The organism is Burkholderia sp. Bp9090 (assembly GCF_003857985.1).
Classification (GTDB): Bacteria; Pseudomonadota; Gammaproteobacteria; order Burkholderiales; family Burkholderiaceae; genus Burkholderia.
The window spans coordinates 45,143-67,389 of the sequence record NZ_QTPV01000027.1 but is presented as its reverse complement, the minus strand read 5'-3'; the positions used below and the strand labels follow the sequence as shown (position 1 = coordinate 67,389).

Genomic DNA, 22,247 nt, shown 5'->3' with positions numbered 1-22,247 from the left:
GGGGGTTGCGCGTTCGCGTGTCGTATGCCGCATGCGCGTGAATTTCCGGGCGTTTCGGTTTTGTCTTGCCGGACACGCCCGGCGAAGCAACCTGCCGTGCAGCGGCGCATCAAGCGGCAATGAGTTGAAACAAAGTGTGACGAAGCGCAAAACCGCGGCGAAACCGGGGAAGCGGCCCTGCCGATTCGTGTCCGCGCGGGTAGAATGAAAGACCTGACGACTCATTAGCCGCCATTGGACCGAACGCGTTGTACTGCGAACGACTCCACCGCGAAGAGGCGTCGGCGCCGGGCACATGCGTGCGGCCGGCGTGTCGATGGCTCGCGCGGGAGATGCGCCGTTCGCAACGTGCGGCGGCCGGTTCGGCCGATGGTTTCGATCGCATGATGCTCTCCGACCTGACGCGGCGGTTGTACAAGCCGCGTTGCCGTACTCTCGCGGTCGCCACCCATGTGTGGCTCGCGGCCGTTCTCCCGATCTCCGTGCTTGTCGCGCGGCCCGCCTTTGCCGCGTCCGACGTGCCGTCGGCAACTGCTACGTCATCCTCATCAACGGCTTCGGCCGCGCATTCGGCTTCGCCGGCGCATGTGTCGTCGGGCGTCGCGTCGTCATCCGCGGCTTCGGCCGCGCATTCGGCTTCGCCGGCGCATGTGTCGTCCGGAGTCGCGCCGTCATCCGCGGCATCCGCCGCGCATCATGCGTCGCCCGCCAGCGGGGCATCCCCGGCTTCCGCCGCATCGGCAGCATCGGAGGCATCGCCTACATCGGCAGCATCCGGCACGCCGGCAAGCGAAGCCGAAGCACCCGCACCGACGCCGCCGCGCCGGCACCCGCCGCTGTCGGCCGACGAAGCGAAGAGCGCAACCGCGCGTGCGATCGACATGCGCAAGCGCTTCACGCAGGAAGTCACGCGACGCCTGAACGTGCCCGCGAGCGAGCAGCGCGCGTATGGCGTCCGCCTTCAGCAGGCGCTCGCCGATGCAGACCTCGGCGACCTGGCCGGCGAATACGTCGCGATCGTCGACCGCGCGCCGAACGTGCAGGCGCTGTTCATCTACTTCCGCGCGACGCCGACCAATGCGTGGCTGATGATCGGCGCGTCGCCGGTCGGCACCGGCTGGCCCGGCAAATACGATCACTTCCTGACGCCGCTCGGCGTGTTCCACCACTCGCCCGACAACATGGACTTCCGCGCGGAAGGCACGACGAACGACAACGGTATTCGCGGCTACGGCAAGCGCGACATGCGCATCTACGACTTCGGCTGGGTGGACGGCGAGCGCGGCTGGGGCAAGGGCGGCAAGTCGCCGATGCGCTTCCAGATGCACGCGACCGATCCCGATCGCCTCGAGCCGCTGCTCGGCATCCGGCACTCGAAAGGCTGCGTGCGGATTCCTGCTTCGCTGAACGCGTTCATCGACCAGCACGGCATCCTCGACGACGACTACGAGGCGCGCGTCGAGGACGGCAAGTCGTTGTGGGTGCTGCGCCGCGATCGCGACGTCACGCCGATCGCCGGGCGCTACCTGGTCGTGATCGACAGCGCGCGCAAGACACGTCCGGCATGGTCGCCGGCGCCGGGACGCAACGCATGGTCGAAGCTGCCGAAGAGCGGCGACACGGCGGACTGACGACAGCCGGTCCGCCGGCGCGACGAAGGCCGCGCGGCGTGGGCGCCGCAGTTCGACGCACTGGCCGCGACGCTCGCGGCGGCCTGAGCGCGTTGCCGGCCGTGTTCGCCGGCCGGCGCGTCAAGCGGCCGGCGCATCGTTCAGGTGGCGACGCAGGTCGCCCGCGAAATCGAACAGCGTGTAGTCGCGGAACGCGAAACGCCATGCGCCGTCGACGCGCTCGAACGCGTCGTGATAGCGGCCCGCCGCGATCGGCTGCAGCGCAAGGCCGTCGACGGCCTGCAGCACCGTGTAGTACGAGCGAGCCGTCGCGCGATGCGCGGCTTCGTCGATCTCGATGAGCGGATTCGTGATTACATGCTTCGTGCGCGGCGTGCCGCACGCGTAGCGCTTCACGCGCGCGTCGAACAGCGCGAGCAATTCATCGGCGCCGATCGTCGGCGCCGCTTCCTCGACCTTGATCTGCGCATGCCGGAACAGCGCCGCCATCCCCGGCAGGTCACCGGCGTCGAGCAGCTCCGCGTACCGGTACAGCAGGTTCGCGATTTGGACGGCGCTGTGGGTCATGCGGCCTCCGGCATCGATGGACGGGTTGCGTCGATGATGCGCGGTGCGGGCCGGGATCGCTTCGTCCGGGTGGACGAAGCGTCTTAGTCGTGCCGCGCTCAGCGGAAAATCTTCAGCCAGTCGAACAGGCCCGGATGCGGACGCCGCCTCGGTGCCGGCGCTGGCGCGCTGCGCGGCCGGAAGTCGGGCGAGAACTGCACATGCGGGTCGATCGCACGCGCACGCAGCGCCGCATCGTAGAACGAGCCGACGATCGGCAGCGCGCTGTGCGCGCCCGCGCCCCAGTAGTCGCTGCGCAGCGTCACGTTGCCGTCGTCGAAGCCGACCCACGCGCCGGCCACCAGTTGCGGATGCATCAGGATGAACCAGCCGTCCGTGTTGTCCTGCGTCGTGCCGGTCTTGCCCGCGACGTCGATGCGAATCCCGTAGCGCGAGCGGATGTCGGCACCGGTTCCGTAATCGACGACGCCACGCATCACGTCGACCAGCGTCTGTGCCGCGGCCACCGGCATCGCGCGTTCGGGCGGCGCGCTGCCGAACGCGGCGAGCACCTTGCCATCGCGATCCTCGATGCGCGTGATCATCTGCGGCGCGACGTACACGCCGCGGTTCGCGATCGTCCCGTACGCGGACACCATTTCCTTCAGCGTGACGGGGCTCGTACCGAGCGCGAGCGACGGCACCGCGTCGAGCGGGCTTTCGCGCACGCCCATCGCACGTGCGAGCTGTGCGACCCTGGCCGCGCCTTCGCGCTGCATCACCTGCGCGGTGATGCGATTGCGCGACAGGGCGAGCGCGTCGCGCAGCGTCATCGGCGCGTCCGTCGGCGGTTCGGCATCGGTCGGGCGCCACACCGCGTGCGCGCCGATCGGGATCGCCACCGGGCGATCGACGAACGTATCGTCCGGCCGCATGCCGTCCGCGAACGCGGCGCCATAGACGAACGGCTTGAATGTCGAGCCCGGCTGGCGCCGCGCCTGCACGACGTGATCGAACGGCTCGCTGCCGAAATCGGGGCTGCCGACCCACGCGCGAATCGCGCCGTTGCGCGGATCGAGCGCGACGAAGCCGGCCTGTACCTGCGTCTTGCGCTCGCATAACGCGCGCACGAACGCGCGATTCGCGCCGAGCTGCTTCAGCGCCGCCGCGTCGGCGAGCCCGGCGGCGCGCGCGTCGCGATAGTCGGGCGTCTGCCGGATGAAGCCGCGGAACAGGTCGTTGCGCAGCCCGCAGCCGGACGGGTTGTGCCACGCGTCATCGGCGATCGCCTGCAGGCGATCGGTTTGCTGCGTCAGCGCTCGCGTCGCCATCTCCTGCAATTGCGCATCGAGCGTCGTGCGCACGACGAGGCCGTCCGAGTAGAGGTCGTAGTTGTTGCGGTCGGCCCAGGCGATCAGCCACTTGCGCAGCTGCACCGCGAAGTGCGGGGCGGGGCCGGGTTGCGCGGTTTGCGGCTCGAAGTCGACGCGCAGCGGGCGGCGCTGCAGTTGCGCGAGCTGCCGCGGCGACAGCATGCCCATCGCGGCCATCCGCGCGAGCACGATGTTGCGGCGCTGGACCGCGCGCTCCGGATTCAGCACCGGGTTGTAGTAGCTGTTGCCCTTCAGCATCCCGACGAGCGTCGCGCTTTCGACGATGTCGAGCTGGTCCGCCGATTTGCCGAAATAGGTGCGCGCAGCCATTTCGACGCCGTACGCGTTGTACAGGAACGGCACGGTGTTCAGGTAAGTCTCGAGAATCTCGTCCTTGCTGTACACCGCCTCGATCTTGAACGCGGTGATCAGCTCCTTCACCTTGCGCGTGAGCGTCGGCGCGCGGCCGACTTCGTCCGGATACAGGTTGCGGGCGAGCTGCTGCGTGATCGTCGAGCCGCCCTGGCGGCTGCCCGAGAATGTATGCAGCCCCGCCGCGAGCGTGCGGCGCCAGTCGATGCCGTGATGCGCGTAGAAACGATGGTCCTCGGTCGCGATCAGTGCGTCGACCATGTGCGGCGAGATCTGCTTGAGCGGCACCCATTCGCGGTTCACGGGCCGGAACTCGGCGATCAGCTGGCCGTCGGCCGACAGCACGCGCGCGGGACGGTCGATGCGCGCCTTACGGATGTCGCCGATGCTCGGCGTGAACGGCACGAACGCGAGCAGGACCAGCAGGCCGAGCACGGGGATCGCGGCGAGCGTCAGCGCGACGCCGCGGCGCGTCGGATGGCGCAGGCGATGCCACGCGCCGGCGCCGAGCGCGCGGGCGCCGGTACGGCAGCGAAGCCACAGATCTCGAAGATACGGCACGAAGCGATTCACGGCGGCAGGAGCGCGAGCGGAAAAGGCGCGATCCTAGCAAACCGCGCAGCGTCACCTGTGGCCAAAACGCCGGTTTTCCTGCAGGCGTTACAGACGATTACGTTTGTTGCCCGCGGACAACTTTTCGTCGCATGCGTCGCCGCGATTCCTCCGACGAATCGACGCCGGCGGCTTCGCCGACCACGTCCGCGAGCCGCTGCGCGGCCGCTTCCATCCGTGCGCGATCGAACCCGCCGAAGCCGAGCACGAGGCCCGGACGCGCGGTGCCCGGCGCGAACATCGGCGACACCGCGCGCACCGCCACGCCTGCCTGCGCGGCGCGCGCCACCACGTCGAGATCGTCGATCCCGTCCGCGAGCCACAGCACGACGTGCATCCCCTGATCGCCCGGCTGCACCCAGGCGCGCTCGCGCGGCAGCCGCGCGCCGAGCGTGTCGATCAGCAGCGCGCGCTGTTCCGCGTAGACGCCGCGCACGCGGCGGATGTGGCGGTCGAGATGGCCTTCCGCGATGAAGGCGGCGAGCACGTGCTGATCGGCGGTCGGCGCGTGGCGATCCATCAGCACGCGCGCGCCGCAGAACGCGGGCACGAGCTCGGCGGGCGCGACCACGTAGCCGAGCCGCAGCGACGGGAACAGGATCTTGCTGAACGTGCCGAGATAGATCACGTGTTCCGGATCCAGGCCTTGCAGCGACGGGAACGGATAGCCTTCGTAGCGCAGCTCGCTGTCGTAGTCGTCCTCGACCACCCATGCGCGATGCGCGCGCGCCCAGCCGAGTAGCGCGTTGCGGCGTGCCATGCTCATCGGCATCCCGAGCGGATACTGGTGCGACGGCGTGACGAACGCCGCGCGCGCGTCCGGCGCGAGACGGATGCCGGCCTCGACCTCGATGCCGTCCGCGTCGACCGGCACGCGGACCATCGCGTCGCGCCGCCCGGTGCTCTCGAGCAGCGCGGTGATGCCGCGATAGGCGGGATTCTCGACCCACGCGCGATCGTTCGGGCCGAGCAGGATCTGGCTCGCGAGGTGCAGCCCCTGTTGCGTGCCGCTCGTGATGACGACCTGCTCGGCGCTGCAGCGCACCGAGCGCGAGCGGCGCACGTAATCGGCGATCGCTTCGCGCAGCGGCAGCGCGCCTTGCGGATCCGCATAACCGGACGGCGCGCCGGCGCCGCGGGCGCGCAGGCGGTTGCCGAGCCGGCGCCAGATGTCGTCGGGCGCGGTGAGCCCGACCGGCACCGAGATCGCGAACGGCACGGCCGGCAGCGGGCGGAATTCGCGGGCGATCCGCGCAAACGTCGCGGCCGGTTCGGGCAGGCCGGCGTGGGTGGCACGCTCGCGGGCGCCGGGCCGTGCGCCAGCCGGCGGCGACGGCTCGGCCAGCGCGTTCGCGACCCGCGTGCCGGCGCCGCCGCGCGACTCCAGGAAGCCTTCGGCGACGAGTTGCGCATACGCGTCGACGACGGTGCCGCGCGCGACCTGCAGCGATGCCGCGAGCAGCCGCGTGGACGGCAGCGTGTCGCCGGGCCGCACGTCGCCGCGGCGCACTGCGTCCCGCAACGCCTGCGCGAGCTGGCGGCTCAGGTCGCCGGCCGCGCGGTCGAGCGCGCCGAGCGACGGGATTTCGACGATCCGGGCGGTCCTGGCCATGATTCTGGTCTGCTGAAAATGTTCTAAACCGGCTCTACAGCATAAACCAGTTAGCGATCACAATCGGGGCATGACGGGCCGGTTCCGACCCGTTCCCTCCCAACCCTGTCTGACCGTGGAGCCGCCATGTATGTCCCCGCCGATTTCGCCGAATCCCGTCCCGACGTGCTGCGCGAACTGATCGTCCAGCATCCGTTCGGCACCCTGGTCACGCGCGGGAACAGCGGGCTCGACGCGAACCACCTTCCGTTCGAACTGCTGCCGGGCGACGGCGGCCTCGGCGAACTGCATGCGCACGTCGCGCGCGCGAATCCGGTCTGGCAGGACGTCGCGGATGGCGACGAGGTGCTCGTGATCTTCCGCGCCGGCGACGCGTACATCTCGCCGAACTGGTACCCGAGCAAGCACGTCGCGCATCGGCAGGTGCCGACGTGGAACTACGTGGTCGTGCATGCGCACGGCCGCATCACCGTGCGCGACGACGAGAAGTTCGTGCGCGGCGTGGTCGCGCGGCTGACGCGCACGCACGAGGCGTCGCAGCCGGCGCCGTGGAAGATGGCCGACGCGCCGAAGGACTATCTCGACACGATGCTGCAGTCGATCGTCGGGCTGCAGATCGAGATCACGCGGCTCGTCGGCAAGCGCAAGCTCGGGCAGAACAAGGCGGTCGACGACATTCGCGGCGCGGGCGACGCGCTGATCGCGGACGGGAATCTCGCGATCGGGGAGGCGATGCTGGCGGAAGCCGACGCGAAGCGCGGGTGAGTCACGGTGAATCGCACGGGGGCGCATGTGGCACCCCCGCCGGCGCACGCTACTGCGTACGCGTCGCGCCCTTCGTTCCCATTGTCCCTTCTGCCGCCTGCGCCAGCGCCCCCCGAATCGCCGCTTCCGTCTTGTCATACCCGCCCTCGCCATACCGCGTATAGACGACCTTGCCGTTCGCGTCGATCAGGTACAGCGCGGGCCAGTACTGGTTGCCGTACGCGCGCCACGTGTCGTAACGGTTGTCCTGCGCGACCGGATACTGGATGCCGAAGCGCTTGACCGCATCGGCGACGTTCTTCGCATCGCGTTCGAACGGATACTCGGGCGTATGAACGCCGACCACGACGAGCCCCTGGTCGCGATACTTCCGGTACCAGTCGTTCACGTACGGAATCGTATGAATGCAGTTGATGCACGAGTACGTCCAGAAATCGACCAGCACGACCTTGCCGCGCAGCTGGTCGAGCTTGAGCGGCGCGCTGTTGTGCCATTGCTCGATGCCGGTGAAGTCGGGCGCCGGCGTGCCGGCCAGCGAGGCGGGCATGCCCGCGTCGTCGCGGGTGCCGGCGAACGCGGCGAGCCCGGCCGTGGCGGCGAGGGCGATCACGAGGGCGGCGGTCTTGAGTCTGGTCGGCATGGCGGTTCTCCGGTTCGGCCGGCCGCCGCGCGGGGGCGGCGGCCGGACAGGTTTCGACAGCCCTCATTGGGCCGCGCCGACGTATCTGCGATGTGTCCGGCAAGCCGCGTGTGTGCAATGTTGTGTGTCGTCACGGCGGCGCGATACATTGGGATACAAACGGGTGCCCGCGGTGGGGTATAAAAGCGGACATCGCCAGCCGGAACATCACGCCAACGACACCGCCCATGGACAAGATCGACCACGTACTGATCGTCGACGACGATCGCGCGATCCGCGAACTGATCGCGGACTACCTGGAGAAGAACGGCATGCGCGTGTCGCTCGCCGCGAACGGCCGCGAGATGCGCAACGCGCTCGACGACGGCGCGCCCGACCTGATCGTGCTCGACCTGATGATGCCCGGCGAGGACGGCCTCACGCTGTGCCGCGATCTGCGCGCGGGCAAGTTCCGGACGGTGCCGGTGCTGATGCTGACCGCGCGTGGCGAGGAAACCGACCGCATCATCGGTCTGGAGATGGGCGCCGACGACTATCTCGCGAAGCCGTTCGCGGTGCGCGAGCTACTCGCGCGGATCCGCTCGGTGCTGCGCCGCGCGCGCATGCTGCCGCCCGGCATGCAGGTGACGGAGTCGGCCGCGATGCTCGCGTTCGGCGAATGGCGGCTCGACACGACGGGGCGTCACCTGCTCGACGCCGAAGGCACGCTGGTCGCGTTGAGCGGCGCCGAATACCGGCTGTTGCACGTGTTCCTCGACAATCCGCAGCGCGTGCTGACGCGCGACCAGCTGCTCAACCTCACGCAGGGCCGGCAGTCCGATCCGTTCGACCGGTCGATCGACCTGCTCGTGAGCCGGCTGCGCCAGCGCCTGCGCGACGGCGCGCGCGAGCCGCGCTACATCAAGACGCTGCGCAACGAGGGCTACGTGTTCTCGTCGGCGGTGACCGCGGTCGAAGGCGACGCATGAGCGCGCGCACCCCGTGGCACTGGCCGCGCTCGCTGTTCGCGCGGCTCGCGCTGATCCTGTGCGTGGGCCTCGCGCTCGCGCAGACGCTGTCGTTCTGGCTCACCGTCACCGAGCGCGACCAGGCGACCACCAACCTGATGATGGGCTACATCGAACGCGAGGTCGCGAGTTCGGTCGCGCTGCTCGATCACCTGCCGCCCGACCAGCGTGCCGCGTGGCTGCCGCGTCTCGCACGGCGCAGCTACGCGTTCATCCTCGGGCCCGGCGAGACGGGCACGCCGCCGGAGGCGCGGCTCTCGGCGCGCGTCGAGCGCTCGATCTCGGACGGCATCGGCGGCGACTATCCGCTGACGGCGAACGCGATCCCCGGCGATCGCGAACATCTGCAGGTGCATCTGCGCCTGACCGACGGCTCGCCGCTGACGATCGACATCCACCCGATGTCGACGGTGCCGCTGTCGGGCTGGCTGCCCGTCGTGCTCGCGCTGCAGCTCGCGGTGCTGGCCGGGTGCTGCTGGCTCGCGGTGCGGCTCGCGACGCGGCCGCTGAAGCAGCTCGCGCAGGCGGCCGACGCGCTCGGCCCCGACCTGAAAGGCGAACGCCTGAACGAGGACGGGCCGTCCGAAGTCGCGCGTGCCGCGCGGGCGTTCAACGCGATGCAGGACCGCATCGCGCAATACATGGCCGAGCGCATGCAGATCCTCGCGTCGATCTCGCACGACCTGCAGACGCCGATCACGCGGATGCGGCTGCGCGTCGACGTGATGGACGACGACGCGCAGGGCGCGAAGCTGCGCCAGGACCTGCTCGAGATGGAGCATCTGGTGAAGGAAGGCGTCGCGTATGCGCGCACGCTGCACGGCACGGAAGAGGCCGCGCGCCGGATCGATCTCGATGCGCTGCTCGACAGCATCGTGTGCGACTACACGGATGCGGGGCAGGACGTCGCGCTGCATGGCGGCGGCCCGCTCGCGCTCGTCACGCGGCCGAAGGCGCTGCGCCGGATCGTCGGCAACCTCGTCGACAACGCGCTGAAGTTCGCGGGCGCGGCCGAGATCGACGTGCAGGCGGCGCCGGGCGGCGGCGCGGTCATTGCGGTGCTCGACCGCGGGCCGGGCATTCCGGACGATCAGCTCGATGCGGTGTTCGAACCGTTCCGGCGCGTGGAGACGTCGCGCAATCGCGAGACGGGCGGCACGGGGCTCGGCCTCGCGATCGCGCGGCAGCTTGCGCTCGCGATGGGCGGCACGCTCACGTTGCGCAACCGGCCGGACGGCGGCGGACTCGAAGCGCGGTTGACGCTGGTGAACGCGACCTGACGGGGCGCCCCGAGATGCGGCGTCGAGCGCGTCGCGGGCTTCTGGGTCGAAGCGGGCTGCGTCACACGCGCTGCAGATGCGCGTCGACGAGCGGCGCGAGCGTTTCGGCATGCACGGCCGCGAGATCGTGCCGGCCGCCCGGCACCACGTGCAGCCGTGCATCGGGCAGCCGTTCGAGCAGGCGTTTGCCGGCCGCGACCGGGCTGATCGGATCGTCGTCGCCCCACAGCAGCAGCGTCGGCTGCGCGATGCGGCCGATGCCCTGCGACAGGTCGGCGCGCAACGTCAGGAACCAGTCGGGCAATTGCGGGTTCGCTTGCGCGAAGCCGGCGCGCCAGTCCTGCGCGCCGAGCCCCTGCATGTCGAGGCCGCCCGACGTGACCGTCAGCACCAGGTGCGTGACGAGCGGTGCACGTTCGAGTGCCGCGCGCATCGCGATCACGCCGCCCATCGATTGCGCGATCACGGCGGTCGGCCGGTCGATCGCGCTCAGCACATGGCGCACGAGACCGTCGAAGTCGTCGACGGCCGGATCGCGCGGCGTGTCGCCGAAGCCCGGATAGCCGACGATCCGACGCTCGGCCGGATGCGCGAGGCGGCTCGCGAGCGGTTGCCAGAAGGCGGTGCTGCCCGACGCGCCGGGCAGGAACAGCAGTTGTGACGGAACGGGCATGACGGATCGGCTTTCTGGTGAACGAAGCGGGTGAATGGAAGGCGGCGATGCGTCAGCACCGGCCGGTGCGCAGCGCGACGGTCCAGTCGTCGCGGCCGCGCGATGCCGCGGTGGCGGCGGCCGTATGCCAGTCGTATTCGACCGCATGGAATTCGGCGTGCCAGCCGGCCGGCGTGCGCGACACCATCGCGTAGCGCGCATGCGGCGAACCCGTTTCGATCCGGTGCGGGTGCGGTAGATCGTCCGCGTACGCTTGCAGCCCGACACTGCCGGGGTTGACGATCAGCCGGCCGTCGTCGAGTTTCGCGAGGCGCGGCACATGCGTATGGCCGCACAGAATCAGCGAGGCCGTCTCGTCGCCCGCGCGCTGCGCGATTTCATCGGGCGTCGCCGCACGGCAGCCGTCGGGCGTGACCGTTTCGAGGAAGTAGACGAGGTCGCTGGCGGGCGTGCCGTGCACCATCAGTACATCGTCGCCGAGCGTCAGGCGCTCGGGCAGCGCGGCGATCCATGCGCGATGGTCGTCGCGCAGCGTGTCGTGCGCCCAGCGGTCGGACAGCCGCATCGTGTCGCGATCGCCGGTCAGCAGTTGCCGTTCGTGATTGCCCTTGATGGTCGGCAGGTCGAGCGCGATCAGGCGGTCGGCCGTTGCGGCAGGATGGAGCGCGCCCGACACGATGTCGCCGAGGTTGACGATCACGTCGGCGCCGCGGCGGCGCACGTCGTCGAGCACCGCGTCGAGCGCGGCGAGGTTGCCGTGGATGTCGGACAGCGCGGCGATTTTCATGGCGAAGGAGTCGAGGCGGGGAACGGCGATTGTCGCGAATTCGCCGCGGGTCGTCCATTCGCGTCGACGGCGTGCGGATCGGCGCGTCGCGCGTCGCGTCGACCCGTCAGTCGGTCGCGAGGCGCGCGTACAGCGCGAAATCGCCCGGCATGCCGCGCACCATCCGGTATGCGCGCAGCAATCCTTCGTACCGGTAGCCGCATTTCTGCAGCACGCGCGCGGAGCCGGCATTGCTGGTCAGCACGACGCCCTGGATCCGCATGAAGCCGCCTTCGGCGAACGCCCATGCGGTGACGCTCGCGCACAGCGCGCTCGCGATGCCGCGCCCCCAGTGCGACGGCGCGAGGTCGTACGCGATCTCGGCCGAGCGGTTCGCGGTGGATACCGTATGCAGCCCGATGGTCCCGGCGAGCGCGCCCGACGCGTCGTCGACGATCGCGAGGCGGCGGATCGAATCCGGATGAGCCGATTCGATGCCGTCGAACAGCGGCAGCAGATCGTCGCGCGCATGCAGGTTCCAGCTCGTGTGGCGGACGACGTCGGGATTCGACAGGTATGCGTACCACGTGTCGAGATCCGCGCGGTCGAGCTGGCGCAGCGACAGGCCGGGGAAACCGGAGCGGGGCGGGACGTCGATTCTCATCGCGAGCCCGTTGAGAACGTTGCGGGTAATGCGACCCGCGCGAACGGCGCGCCTGAAGCGCTCGAAGCGCCCGAAGCACCGCGCATGCCGATGCTCCTACGCAGCATGCCGCCGATACAGCGCGAGCGATCCCGCCAGCGCGAGCAGCATCGCGCCGCACGTGCGTTCGAGCCACAGCGCGCCCGAGCGCTTCAGCAGCCGCATAGCGCGCGCGCCGAGCAGCGCGTAGCCGAACATCACGGCGCCGTCGAGCAGCGCGAACGTGACCGCGAGCGCAACGTATTGCGGTGCCAGCGGGGCGGCCGGATCGAGGAACTGCGGCAGGAACGCGGAGAAGAACAGATAGCCCTTCGGATTCGTCACCGCGGTCAGGAAGCTCTTCGCGAAGATCGACGCGTTGCGTTCGTACGCCGCGCCGCCATGCGCGACGGCGACGTCGAGCGAGCCCTTCGACGTGAGCAGCCGGATGCCGACGTACGCGAGATAGGCGGCGCCGAGCCATTTCACCACCGAGAACCAGAACGCCGAGGCCATCAGCAGCGCGCCGAGGCCGAGCGCGACCGCGACGATCAGCACGAAGTCGGACAGCATCGCGCCGGCGAAGCCGTAGGCCGCGCGGCGCGCGCCGTAGCGCGAGCCGTTGGTCAGTGCGAGCAGCACGGTCGGGCCGGGCGTCGCGATCCCGACGAACGCGACGGCGGCGAAGATCAGCAGGGTCGATTGATGCATGCCGAAGACTCCCGGTGGAAGGCGGGTGCCCGATTATCGGGCGCGCGGCCTCGCGCTGTACAGGGACGTCCGCCGCGCGGCTGATTATCTCGATTTTGGCAAGAAGCTGTTTTCATTATTGCGCTATCGACCGGAACCGGTTCCAACTACCATGGCGGCCGCGGCGGGCATGCTGGCCGCGACGTCGCGCGCGCGTTTCGCATGCGCGCGTTCCCGTGTGCGGACGCTGCCGGCCTCGCCATGCCGGCGGATCTCGCCGACCGCACGCGCTACTCGCATAGAACAACGGGCTCACCGCCCGGAGACGCTAAAAAATCATGAACAAGCAACTGATCGCAGCACCGCTGCTGCTCTCGCTCGCGGGCATCGCCTCCGCGCAAAGCTCCGTCACGCTGTACGGCATCGTCGATGCGGGCGTGACCTATCGCAGCAACGAACGGGTCGGCTCGCCGGGCGCCTATACGGGGCGCTCGGACGTCGCCCTGACTACCGGCAACCTGTCCGGCAGCCGCTGGGGCATCAAGGGCGCCGAGGATCTCGGCGGCGGGATGCGCGCGCTGTTCGTGCTCGAGAACGGCTTCGACATCACCAACGGCACGTCGGGCCAGGGCGGCCGCCAGTTCGGCCGGCAGGCGTTCGTCGGCGTCGGCAGCGACCGCTACGGCACGGTCACGCTCGGCCGCCAGTACACGTCGCTCGACGACTTCGTGAGCCCGGTCGGCCCGTCGTCGTTCATCGGCGGCTTCGGCGCGCATCCGGGCGACATCGACGACCTCGACCAGACCGCGCGCGTCGACAGCTCGATCAAGTACACGAGCGCGAACTACGCGGGCTTCACGTTCGGCGCGCTGTACGGCTTCGGCAGCCAGCCGGGCAGCATGAAGCAGCGCAACACGTGGAGCGTCGGCGCGGCGTACGCGGCAGGGCCGCTGCGTGTGGGCGTCGGCTACGAGCATTCGGACAACAGCAAGACGGGCGCGACCGACCCGACCGCCGGCAAATGGCGGAGCACCGACGACGGCCTGTTCAACTCGTCGATCAACGAAGGCTATGCGAGCGCGCAGTCGCAGCAGATCATCGCGACCGGCGCGACGTACGACTTCGGCCCGGCCGTGGTCGGCGTGAACTACAGCAACGTGCAGTACCGCAGCGGTGCCCAGTCGCTGTTCAGCGGCCATGCGACGTTCAACGTCGCGGGCGTGTTCACGCGCTGGAACGTGCAGCCGCAGACGCAACTGTTCGCGGGCTACAGCTACACGCGCGGCAGCGAAGTCGACGGCATCGACAACCGTGCGCAGTATCACAACGTCACGCTCGGTGCGGTCTACGACCTGTCGAAGCGCACCAGCGTGTACCTGCTCGGTGCGTACCAGCATGCGTCGGGCACGACGCTCGACGCGCTCGGCCGGCCGGTGGCGGCGACCGCGTCGGTGTCGGACAAGGCGAACGGCCACTCGTCCGACTCGCGATCGCAGGCGATCGTCAGCCTCGGGCTGCGTCAGAAGTTCTGATGGCATGCGCATGACCGGGGGCTCGCGTTCGATGCGGGCCGCCGGTTGCGTGGATGCATCTGTTCCACCGGCAGCGCGTGATTGACGTCGTCGATGCGCTGCCCAAGTACCTCGACGGCCGGGACGGCCCGACGCTCGACAGCGCGAGCTGACCTTAACCGGCCGCCACCCGCCGGCGTGCGGCCGTGCTCATTCACCGCCGCCCACTTCCCTTCGCCGCACGCGCGGTACATCCCGGACCTCGTCCGCATCTTCATCGGCAACGGCATTCCGCCGCACACTGCCTTATTTCATATATTCACGATTTACCCGGCAAGGCTGCGTGCGCCGGATAATATTTTTTCTCTTTCATTTTTATTTCGATTTGTAATAATCGAATCGGTTTCCTGGAAATGAAAATCAATGCTCGCATGTCAGAAAAAATGACGTGCGAGCATTAGGAAATCCGGAACAAAGTGCCGGTAATGACGGATCGCAACGGCGTTGGTTGACGGGTTTCACGGTGGTGACCCCGGCATGCCCCATCGCTGGTCAATTCGCGTCGTGCGGTAAGGGAACGTAATGAATCGCTTGCACGGTAATTGAACCGGTTCTTGAAAAAATCACCGATATTTCATACGCGGCGAATTAGAGTGTCGAAAAACGATCGTCCGGGAGCATCATTCATGTTATCGAAACAAATTCGCGCGGCATTGCTTGGATTGTGCATGGCAATGCTGGTGCCGGTCAGTCACGCACAAGCGCAATACACGACGGACTGGCTCGCGAACACGTTCGGCACGCTCGCCGCGCACGTCGGCAACGGCGCGCGCTCGCTGTGGGTCGCCCCCGAGGGCGTGATCTATACGGCTTCGCGCTGGGACGAGAACGCGGGCGGCGTCGCGATCTACCAGAACGGGCAGACGCTCGGCACGATCGGCATCCACGACGAATTCCAGGGCGGCGCGATCACCGGCAATGCGAACGCGCTGTTCGTCGCGCTCGGCTACAACCGCACGTTCGGCAGCGGCTCGGTCGGCCGCTACAACCGCAGCACGAACCAGCGCGACCTGCGCATTCCGGTCAGCACGTGGACGGGCATCCAGTACGCGGACGTGATCACGGGCCTCGCGACGGCCGGCAACCTGCTGTACGCGAGCGACTTCTATGGCAATCGCGTGCGCGTCTACACGACGGACGGCGTGTGGCAGCGCGACATCGGCGTATCGGGGCCCGGCGCGCTGGCGCTCGACGCGGCCGGCAACCTGTGGGTCGCGCGCAAGAGTGCGGGCGTCGTCGCGCAGTTCAGCCCGACGGGCACGGCGATGAGCACGATCCAGATGGCGGCCCGTTCGCGGCCGGCATCGCTGTATTTCGATGCGCCGCGCGGGCAGTTGCTGGTGGGCGACGAAGGCCCCGACATGAACATCAAGATCTACGCGCTCGTGGGCCAGCCCGTGCAGCTCGGCACGTTCGGCGTGCAGGGCGGCTATCTCGACACGACGTCGGGCATCAAGGGGCAGGTCGGCGACAAGCGCTTCACGCGCGTCGCAGGCATCGGCAAGGACGCGGCCGGCAACCTGTACGTGCTGAACAACGCGTGGGGCGGCGGCTGGGATCTCGGGCGCAACGGCAGCACCGACCTGCATTCGTACAACCCGACGGGCGCGCTGCAATGGAAGCTGCAGGCGCTGAACTTCGAGGGTGCCGCCGCGCCCGATCCGGCGACCGACGGCGCGTTCTTCTACAGCGGCAACAACGTGTACACCGGCACCGCGGGCGGCACGTTCGTCGCGAACACGATCGATCCGTTCAGCTATCCGAAGGACCCGCGCCTCGACATGAACGACTACCAGCGCGGCCAGCATTTCGGCCAGCTGGCGCTGGTAAAGGGCACCCGGATGCTCGTCGCGACCGGGCAGAACCCGGGCAACTACAACCTCTATCACTTCAACGGCGCGAGCGGCTACATCGCGATTCCGGACGGCTCGATTCCCGGCAAGCCGTTCAACACGACGCTGCAGGTAACGGCAGGTTTCTCGCTCGACGACAACGGCGACGTGTGGGCCGGGCTCGATCGCACCAACAACATCTCCCACTATCCGATGACGGGTTTCGACGCGGCCGGGAAGCCGACATGGGGCAAGCCGGTGCAGATTCCGATTCCGCGCACCGTGCTGCCGCTCACGCGGATCATCTACCAGGCCGACAGCGACACGATGATCCTCGCGCAGGGCATCTCGGGCAGCTGGGACTGGACCGCGATGAACGGGCACATCGAGGTCTATCGCGGCTGGATGGCCGGCAACACGAGCACGCCGAACGTGGCGATCAACCTGACGAGCGCGAATCCGAAATCGATGGCTGCGGCCGGCCACTACCTGTTCGTCGGCTACGTGCACACGGTGCCGAACGTCGACGTGTTCGACCTGAACACCGGCAGCCTCGTCACCACGCTGACGAACTCGAACACGTCGGCGATGGACGTCGGCAACGACGTCGACTCGATGTACGGCATCCGTGCGTACCTGCGCTCGACCGGCGAATACGTGATCACGAAGGACAACTACAACGGGTCGAGCCTCGTCGTGTATCGCTGGCGTCCGTGATGGTGCAAGCGGCGCCGCCCGGGCCGGCCAGGTCTCATGGCGCGCCGGGCACGCGGCCGTTCACCTCGCGTCCGTACATCGAGTCGGGCGTGTCGTGGAATTTCGCGCGGGTGTCCTGCACCGAGCCGGTGAAGCGCGGGTCCTGCGGGCGTTCGTGGCTGTCCATGAAGGTCGCGACGTCCCACGCTTCCTGATCGGTCAGCGTGCCGCCGAGCCCGAGCGGCATGTTGGCCTTCACGAAGCCGGCCGCGTTGCGGATGTCGCCCATCCCCGCGCCCCAGTTGAACGAGCGTGCGCCCCAGAGCGCCGGAAAGACCGGCTTGCCGCCGCTCGATTGTCCCTGGCCGTCCGCGCCGTGACACAGCGCGCAGTGCTGCGTGTAGACGGCGGCGCCGCGCGCGTAGTCGGCTTTTTGTGCGGGCGGCGGCAGTTTCGGGAAACCCTGGCCGGGCAGTTTCGTGCCGACTGGCGCGCCCTTCGCGAGCCAGTACGAATAGGTTTCGAGCGCAACGAGAATCGGATCGCCGGCCGGCGGCGCCTTGCCGTTCATGCTGTATCTGAAGCAACCCTGCAGGCGTTCGGCGAACGTGTTCACGTGGCCGTTCTTGATGCGGTAGGCCGGGTACAGCAGGTAGGCGGCCCACATTGGGCTCGAATCGGGCCGGCGGCCCGCGTCGAGGTGGCAGCTCGCGCAGGTCAGCTTGTTGCCGACGTACTTGCCCGCGAGCTCGGGTGTGTGCAGGAAGATCTGCTCGCCGAGCTTCACGGTCTTGCCGAAGTCGTCGGCGGGTATCGCGGATTCGGGCGGCGGCGTGAACGGCTTCGCCGTCGTCGTCGTCGCGGGAACGGTGGCTGTGGCGGAGGCGGAAGCGGCGGAGGCGGAAGCGGAAGCGGAAGCGGCGGCCGGGGCGTCCTGCGGCGCGGCCGCGCACGCGAGCGCGGGCAGCCAGGCCGTACCGAGCAGCGCGGCACGCGCGCCGCGGACCACCACCGAGCGGTCGATCATCGTTGTTCTCCGTTCGCGGCGCCGCCGCGCGCATAGTAGGCGGCCACCGCGTCGATATCGGCGTCGGACAGCTTGCCGGCAATCATCGGCATCAGCGCCATCGGGCCGGGCGCGCGCGTGCCGCGCTTCCAGCCGTTCAGCTGGCTCGCGATGTACGCGGCCGGCTGGCCGGCGAGCGGCGGAAACGCGGTGCCTACGCCGAGGCCGCCCGCGCCGTGGCATTGCGCACAGGCGGGCAGGCCCTGCGACCAGCGTCCGCGCGTCGCGAGCCACGCGCCGGTGTTCGCCGGGTCGATCGACGCGGCGTCGGAAGCGGCAATGGCGGGCGGCACGGGCAGGCTCGCGAAGTACGCGGAGACCGCGTCGCGATCGCGCGGCGACAGCAGTTTCGCGAGCGGCTGCATGACCGGATTCTGGCGGCTGCCGTCGGCGAACGCGGCGAGTTGAGCCGAAAGATAGGCGGCATGTGTGCCGGCGAGCCGCGGAAAGCCGGCGGCCGCGTTGCCTTCGCCCTGGGCACCGTGGCAGCCGATGCATGCAGCCACGCCCGTCGTCGTGCCCCGGGTGGCGATGGTCTTGCCGAGCGCGACGTCGTCCGCGCGCGCGTTGCCGGCCAGGAGCGCTGCCGCGGCGAGCAGCAGCGGCGCGAACCGGCGTCGCGGTGTGTCGCCCGAATCGTTCACGGGTCCCCTCCTCATTGTCTGTCTTGTGGCGTGCGCAATTGCGCGATCAACCCGCGTCGGGCCGGTCCTGCCGTGGCGCAAGCTGCGGTGTCGGTGCCGTCGCGTCATATTGCCCGAAGCCGTAGCGCGCGAAAATCCGGAACGCCTCGGGCGACTGGATGTACGCGAGCCACGCGCGTGCGGCGTCCGGATGCGGCGCGTGCTTCACCATCGCGCCTGCATAGATCGCCGTCGTATTGTGCGCGGCCGGAATGTCGATGTGCATCAGCGGATGCCCGACCTGTTCCTGGAACGCCGCTTCCGATTGCCACAGCACGCCGGCGTCGGCGCGTCCCTGCATCAGGAACAGCGCGGTTTCCCGATGATGAATGTGCGTGAGTTCGGTCGTGCCGGCGCGCGCCTTGTCGTCGTAGACGGTGCGCGCGAGCGTATCGCCGCCGCCGGCTTTCACGAGCGATGCGCGGATCTGCCGCGCGACGCCTTCGAACGCCGGGTTCGGCATCGCGAGCTTCACGTCGGGCCGCGCGAGATCGCTCAGCGACGCGATGTGCTTCGGATTGCCCGCGCGCACCATGATCGTCAACTGGTTGGTCACGTAGGGTACGGCCGGACCGTCGGGCGTGCCGTCCGCGATCAGTTCGTCGATCTTGCCGAGCCCGGCGAAATACGCTTCGGGCTCGACCGTCCACGTCATGTTGCCGACGGTGATCGTACCGCCCGCGTGAATCTGCTTCACGAGCAGGCCGGGCGGGGTCGTTTCCGAGTAGATGCGGCCGCGGTATTCCGGAATCAACTTTTGGAATGGAGTTCAATCACGTCGCCGGGGCAGGGCGGCGACACATGACGAAATTTGCGTGACCAGTAATTTCTGACAGTTGCTTATTTTTCGCCGTTATATTTTTCGAAAAATTGAATAACTCAACGCGATTGTGCGGAGGTCCATTTGGTGCGCATTTTTTAGAATGTGAGCGCCCTCACGCCATGAAGGACGATACGCGCGGGAACTGTTCGCTTTTATCACAGATGGTACTGGGCGATTGCTGTACGTTGGGGTGATGTAAAAAATACCAATGCTCCCGAGGAGAGAGATTGCGGTGCATTGACTCGGAAAATATTGCAGGCTTGCTGTTTTTACGTTTGTTATCAAATCGGGAAGGTCGTTGTGTCAAAATCTCGTCTGACCTTTTGTCCTTTCGATTTATGTGCATGTTAATTTCCCGAGGAGATATTCGATATGGGTAGGTTGCCCAACGCGTTGATGCTCGACGCGGGTATCGAGCAGACGAACCGGACGCTCATCCTGGACACTCCTCTCGGGGCAAGAGTGCTTTTGCCGCAGCGCGTTATCGGTGAATCTCGCGTGGGCCGGGATTTCGAGCTCACAGTCGACGTCGTTTCCCGGGAGCAAGCGCTCCAGTTGAAGAACCTGATGGCGCAACCTGTCACGTTATGGGTGCGTCAAGCCGACGAGTCTTACCTGCCCTGGCACGGCTACGTTTATGCCACGCGACGCCTCGGCGCGGACGGGGGACTCGTTTACTACCAGCTTTCCTTTTCATCGTGGATGCGCTTTCTGCAGTACCGCAAGGATGCGCGCATCTTCCAGGACCTGACGACTGCCGACATCCTGACTGAAGTGTTCAGCGGCCACATGCAGGCAAAGGGCCACTTCCGTGTTGACACGAAAGACCCGGGCGCAGTGCGGTCTTATTGCACCCAGTACGAAACCGACCACAATTTCGTCCATCGGCTGATGGAGTCAGAGGGGTGGTTCACGTACGTGGAGTATGCCGAGGACGGTAAGTCCCATACGGTTGTCGTGACCGACGACCTCTTCAATTGCAAGGCGCTCGCTACCCAGCGAGTACCGTTCTACCGCGGCGACCAAGACGGTCAGGCCGGCACACTCGTCGAATGGAGCGGCGAGCGTACGACGCAAAGCGTCGGATATGCGTTCAGCACGGCGGATTACAAACGTCCAACGCGCGCTTTGCAGCGGGCGGACCGGTCTACGGTCGACCAAGGCGATATCCCGCAGCAGTTGGAAGTCTACGAATACGCGGGCCACTATAGCTTTCCGGTTACCGGCGAGTCCTACGACCGTGGCGAGCGCGCTATGCGAATTCGACTTGAAGAGATGGCCTCGCGCAGCAAACGGTTTTTCGGGGTGGGCAGTGTGCCGTGCATGGACGCCGGTCGATGGTTCACGCTCGAAGACCATCCCGAGCACGAAGCAGACAAGCCTGAGGACCGCGAGTTCGCGATTCTCGGCGTGCGTTGGGCTATCCAGAACAATCTGCCGCTGGGCAACAGCCGTCCCTTCCCGGGTAGCCTGCAGCGGCGCCTGTCGCGTCTGCGTGCCGAATACAAGGACCGGCAGGCCGCATTCGTGTCCAAAGACCCGTTAGGTAATGAAAGCTTCGTGCTGGCCGAAATCGAGGTCCAGCGCCGCTCGGTGCCATTCCGCAGCCCGTTCGAGCACAGAAAGCCGGTCATGCACATGCAGACGGCCACTATCGTGGGACCGGCGGGTGAGGAGGTGTACACGGACGAGTTGAACCGGGTGAAGGCGCAGATGCACTGGGACCGTCTGGGTAGCAATAACGAGACGTCATCGTGCTGGATGCGGGTGATACTGCCGCACGCCGGCAAAGGGTTCGGCGGTGTGTTTGTTCCGCGAATCGGGCAGGAAGTGGCCGTCAATTACCTCGACGGGGATTGCGACCGCCCGGTCGTCAGCGGAGTGCTCTTTCACGCTGTCAACACGCCACATTGGCATTCGAACGGCCTGCTGTCCGGTTTCAAGTCGCAGGAGTACAGCGGGCAGGGTTTCAATCAACTCGTCTTCGACGATTCCACGTCGCAGAACCGGGCGCAGCTTTTCAGCTCGACGGCGAATTCGTATCTGCACATCGGCTATCTCATCGACCACAGCGGCAATACGCGCGGCAACTACCTTGGAGCGGGATTCGAACTGAAGACCGAGGCGTCAGGCGCACTGCGGGCCGGACGCGGGCTCTACGTGTCGACCTACGCCCGCGGCGGTACGTCGAGTCAGCCGCTGGATGTGAAGGAAGCCACGCAACACCTTATCGATTCGAGCGGCGTGATTCAGCATCGCTCACTCGCGGCAGCTGACGGCAAGGCCGAGACCCTGGACGACGCACAGGACGCCATCAAGGACTTCGCTGCGACGACGCAGAGCGATGCGCAGGGCTCTATGGCGGGCGGCAGGACAGCGGGTGGCGGCACCGGAAGCGCCAACGCATTTTCGCAACCCGTCATGCTGCTCGCGAGCCCGGCTGACATGGGACTGTCGACGCAGAAATCACTCCACGCAGCAGCCACCCAGCACGTCAATCTGGTCAGCGGCGAGAGCACCTATGTGTCGGCGGCCAAGTCATGGATTGCCAGCATTGGCGAGAAACTGAGCTTCTTTGTGCAGAACGCCGGTATCAAGCTGTTTGCCGGCAAAGGCAAGGTCGAAGTGCAGGCGCAGTCGGACAACATCGAACTTACGGCAGACAAAACCGTGAAGGTCGTGTCCACGTCCGATTCGGTGAATGTTACGGCCCAGAAGGAAATCACCCTCACCGCCGGCGGCGCAACGATTCGCATCGCCGACGGCAAAATCTTCATCCATGCGCCGGGATTGGTCGAGGTCAAGGGCAGTCCACTCGTCTTCGATGGCCCGGGGGGCGATAACGCATCGGCGCAGCTTGCGCCTTCAAAGTCGTGCGCCCAGCAGTTCGCAGCCGCAGCGCAGGCCGGCTCGGCACTCGTGTAGGG

At 67.6% G+C, this 22,247-nt stretch carries 17 protein-coding genes and 2 pseudogenes; 8 read left to right on the top strand and 11 right to left on the bottom strand.

What is annotated here, in order from left to right:
• Nucleotides 1–332 precede the first annotated feature (332 nt).
• Nucleotides 333–1,631, top strand: a complete 1,299-nt coding sequence (locus tag DIE16_RS23070; RefSeq protein ID WP_185500323.1) for a hypothetical protein — start codon at nt 333–335, stop codon at nt 1,629–1,631.
• Between the two features lie 120 nt (nt 1,632–1,751).
• Here the strand turns inward: DIE16_RS23070 and DIE16_RS23065 are convergent, their stop codons facing one another.
• The 3 genes from DIE16_RS23065 to DIE16_RS23055 form a co-directional block, all read right to left on the bottom strand.
• Nucleotides 1,752–2,198, bottom strand: coding sequence for a nuclear transport factor 2 family protein (locus tag DIE16_RS23065; RefSeq protein WP_124523311.1), 447 nt, complete (start codon nt 2,196–2,198; stop codon nt 1,752–1,754).
• 98 nt (nt 2,199–2,296) lie between these two features.
• Nucleotides 2,297–4,495, bottom strand: coding sequence for a penicillin-binding protein 1A (locus DIE16_RS23060; protein WP_124523309.1), 2,199 nt, complete (start codon nt 4,493–4,495; stop codon nt 2,297–2,299).
• Nucleotides 4,496–4,592: 97 nt separating this feature from the next.
• Nucleotides 4,593–6,146 (bottom strand): PLP-dependent aminotransferase family protein, encoded by a 1,554-nt coding sequence (locus tag DIE16_RS23055; RefSeq protein ID WP_124523307.1) that lies wholly within the window; start codon nt 6,144–6,146, stop codon nt 4,593–4,595.
• 126 nt (nt 6,147–6,272) lie between these two features.
• Between DIE16_RS23055 and DIE16_RS23050 the strand changes: the two genes are divergently transcribed.
• The gene (locus tag DIE16_RS23050; RefSeq protein WP_124523305.1) at nt 6,273–6,911 is read left to right on the top strand and encodes an FMN-binding negative transcriptional regulator; all 639 of its coding nucleotides are present in this window, start codon (nt 6,273–6,275) and stop codon (nt 6,909–6,911) included.
• A 49-nt stretch (nt 6,912–6,960) separates the two neighbouring features.
• Here the strand turns inward: DIE16_RS23050 and DIE16_RS23045 are convergent, their stop codons facing one another.
• Entirely contained in the window at nt 6,961–7,551 is a 591-nt protein-coding gene (locus tag DIE16_RS23045; RefSeq protein ID WP_124523303.1) for a thioredoxin family protein, read from the bottom strand.
• Between the two features lie 227 nt (nt 7,552–7,778).
• Here DIE16_RS23045 and DIE16_RS23035 point away from each other — a divergent pair, with 227 nt between their 5' ends.
• Together DIE16_RS23035 and DIE16_RS23030 are read left to right on the top strand one after the other, a co-directional pair.
• Nucleotides 7,779–8,519: a response regulator gene (locus tag DIE16_RS23035; protein WP_124893475.1), complete on the top strand. Its 741-nt coding sequence runs from the start codon at nt 7,779–7,781 to the stop codon at nt 8,517–8,519.
• Nucleotides 8,516–9,838 carry an ATP-binding protein gene (locus DIE16_RS23030; RefSeq protein WP_124523299.1) on the top strand — a complete coding sequence of 441 codons (1,323 nt, stop codon included), beginning with the start codon at nt 8,516–8,518 and terminating at the stop codon, nt 9,836–9,838. The genes DIE16_RS23035 and DIE16_RS23030 overlap by 4 nt, the downstream gene beginning before the upstream one ends.
• Nucleotides 9,839–9,899: 61 nt before the next feature.
• On the opposite strand, the gene DIE16_RS23025 is transcribed toward DIE16_RS23030, so the two are convergent.
• The 4 genes from DIE16_RS23025 to DIE16_RS23010 form a co-directional block, all read right to left on the bottom strand.
• Nucleotides 9,900–10,511 carry an alpha/beta fold hydrolase gene (locus tag DIE16_RS23025; protein ID WP_044847427.1) on the bottom strand — a complete coding sequence of 204 codons (612 nt, stop codon included), beginning with the start codon at nt 10,509–10,511 and terminating at the stop codon, nt 9,900–9,902.
• A gap of 52 nt (nt 10,512–10,563) precedes the next feature.
• The gene (locus DIE16_RS23020; protein ID WP_124488675.1) at nt 10,564–11,298 is read right to left on the bottom strand and encodes a metallophosphoesterase; all 735 of its coding nucleotides are present in this window, start codon (nt 11,296–11,298) and stop codon (nt 10,564–10,566) included.
• Nucleotides 11,299–11,404: 106 nt separating this feature from the next.
• Nucleotides 11,405–11,941: a GNAT family N-acetyltransferase gene (locus DIE16_RS23015; RefSeq protein ID WP_124488674.1), complete on the bottom strand. Its 537-nt coding sequence runs from the start codon at nt 11,939–11,941 to the stop codon at nt 11,405–11,407.
• A 96-nt stretch (nt 11,942–12,037) separates the two neighbouring features.
• Nucleotides 12,038–12,670 (bottom strand): LysE family translocator, encoded by a 633-nt coding sequence (locus DIE16_RS23010; RefSeq protein ID WP_124488673.1) that lies wholly within the window; start codon nt 12,668–12,670, stop codon nt 12,038–12,040.
• 317 nt (nt 12,671–12,987) lie between these two features.
• On the opposite strand from DIE16_RS23010, the gene DIE16_RS23005 reads away from it, so the two are divergent.
• The 3 genes and pseudogenes from DIE16_RS23005 (at nt 12,988) to DIE16_RS22995 (ending at nt 16,769) form a co-directional block, all read left to right on the top strand.
• Complete coding sequence (locus DIE16_RS23005; protein WP_124523296.1) at nt 12,988–14,181, top strand: porin; 1,194 nt, start codon at nt 12,988–12,990, stop codon at nt 14,179–14,181.
• Nucleotides 14,182–14,234: 53 nt separating this feature from the next.
• Nucleotides 14,235–14,333: pseudogene (locus DIE16_RS23000) on the top strand (aldehyde-activating protein); the annotation flags it as partial.
• A 513-nt stretch (nt 14,334–14,846) separates the two neighbouring features.
• Nucleotides 14,847–16,769 (top strand): SMP-30/gluconolactonase/LRE family protein, encoded by a 1,923-nt coding sequence (locus DIE16_RS22995; RefSeq protein WP_124893474.1) that lies wholly within the window; start codon nt 14,847–14,849, stop codon nt 16,767–16,769.
• Nucleotides 16,770–16,803: 34 nt separating this feature from the next.
• Here the strand turns inward: DIE16_RS22995 and DIE16_RS22990 are convergent, their stop codons facing one another.
• From DIE16_RS22990 to DIE16_RS22980, 3 genes and pseudogenes are all read right to left on the bottom strand, one after another.
• Nucleotides 16,804–17,775 carry a c-type cytochrome gene (locus DIE16_RS22990; RefSeq protein WP_124893473.1) on the bottom strand — a complete coding sequence of 324 codons (972 nt, stop codon included), beginning with the start codon at nt 17,773–17,775 and terminating at the stop codon, nt 16,804–16,806.
• Nucleotides 17,772–18,458 carry a c-type cytochrome gene (locus DIE16_RS22985; RefSeq protein WP_185500324.1) on the bottom strand — a complete coding sequence of 229 codons (687 nt, stop codon included), beginning with the start codon at nt 18,456–18,458 and terminating at the stop codon, nt 17,772–17,774. The genes DIE16_RS22990 and DIE16_RS22985 overlap by 4 nt, the downstream gene beginning before the upstream one ends.
• A 46-nt stretch (nt 18,459–18,504) precedes the next feature.
• A pseudogene (locus DIE16_RS22980) lies at nt 18,505–19,245 on the bottom strand (substrate-binding domain-containing protein); the annotation flags it as partial.
• A 447-nt stretch (nt 19,246–19,692) separates the two neighbouring features.
• On the opposite strand from DIE16_RS22980, the gene DIE16_RS22975 reads away from it, so the two are divergent.
• Nucleotides 19,693–22,245 (top strand): type VI secretion system Vgr family protein, encoded by a 2,553-nt coding sequence (locus DIE16_RS22975; RefSeq protein ID WP_124488668.1) that lies wholly within the window; start codon nt 19,693–19,695, stop codon nt 22,243–22,245.
• Nucleotides 22,246–22,247: the final 2 nt, after the last annotated feature.

Bases quoted from the DNA above. Each gene is read 5' to 3' on its own strand.
- DIE16_RS23070 (WP_185500323.1), top strand. From the start codon at position 333: ATGCGCCGTTCGCAACGTGCGGCGGCCGGTTCGGCCGATGGTTTCGAT.
- DIE16_RS23065 (WP_124523311.1), bottom strand. From the start codon at position 2,198: ATGACCCACAGCGCCGTCCAAATCGCGAACCTGCTGTACCGGTACGCG.
- DIE16_RS23055 (WP_124523307.1), bottom strand. From the start codon at position 6,146: ATGGCCAGGACCGCCCGGATCGTCGAAATCCCGTCGCTCGGCGCGCTC.
- DIE16_RS23050 (WP_124523305.1), top strand. From the start codon at position 6,273: ATGTATGTCCCCGCCGATTTCGCCGAATCCCGTCCCGACGTGCTGCGC.
- DIE16_RS23045 (WP_124523303.1), bottom strand. From the start codon at position 7,551: ATGCCGACCAGACTCAAGACCGCCGCCCTCGTGATCGCCCTCGCCGCC.
- DIE16_RS23035 (WP_124893475.1), top strand. From the start codon at position 7,779: ATGGACAAGATCGACCACGTACTGATCGTCGACGACGATCGCGCGATC.
- DIE16_RS23030 (WP_124523299.1), top strand. From the start codon at position 8,516: ATGAGCGCGCGCACCCCGTGGCACTGGCCGCGCTCGCTGTTCGCGCGG.
- DIE16_RS23025 (WP_044847427.1), bottom strand. From the start codon at position 10,511: ATGCCCGTTCCGTCACAACTGCTGTTCCTGCCCGGCGCGTCGGGCAGC.
- DIE16_RS23020 (WP_124488675.1), bottom strand. From the start codon at position 11,298: ATGAAAATCGCCGCGCTGTCCGACATCCACGGCAACCTCGCCGCGCTC.
- DIE16_RS23015 (WP_124488674.1), bottom strand. From the start codon at position 11,941: ATGAGAATCGACGTCCCGCCCCGCTCCGGTTTCCCCGGCCTGTCGCTG.
- DIE16_RS23010 (WP_124488673.1), bottom strand. From the start codon at position 12,670: ATGCATCAATCGACCCTGCTGATCTTCGCCGCCGTCGCGTTCGTCGGG.
- DIE16_RS23005 (WP_124523296.1), top strand. From the start codon at position 12,988: ATGAACAAGCAACTGATCGCAGCACCGCTGCTGCTCTCGCTCGCGGGC.
- DIE16_RS22995 (WP_124893474.1), top strand. From the start codon at position 14,847: ATGTTATCGAAACAAATTCGCGCGGCATTGCTTGGATTGTGCATGGCA.
- DIE16_RS22990 (WP_124893473.1), bottom strand. From the start codon at position 17,775: ATGATCGACCGCTCGGTGGTGGTCCGCGGCGCGCGTGCCGCGCTGCTC.
- DIE16_RS22975 (WP_124488668.1), top strand. From the start codon at position 19,693: ATGGGTAGGTTGCCCAACGCGTTGATGCTCGACGCGGGTATCGAGCAG.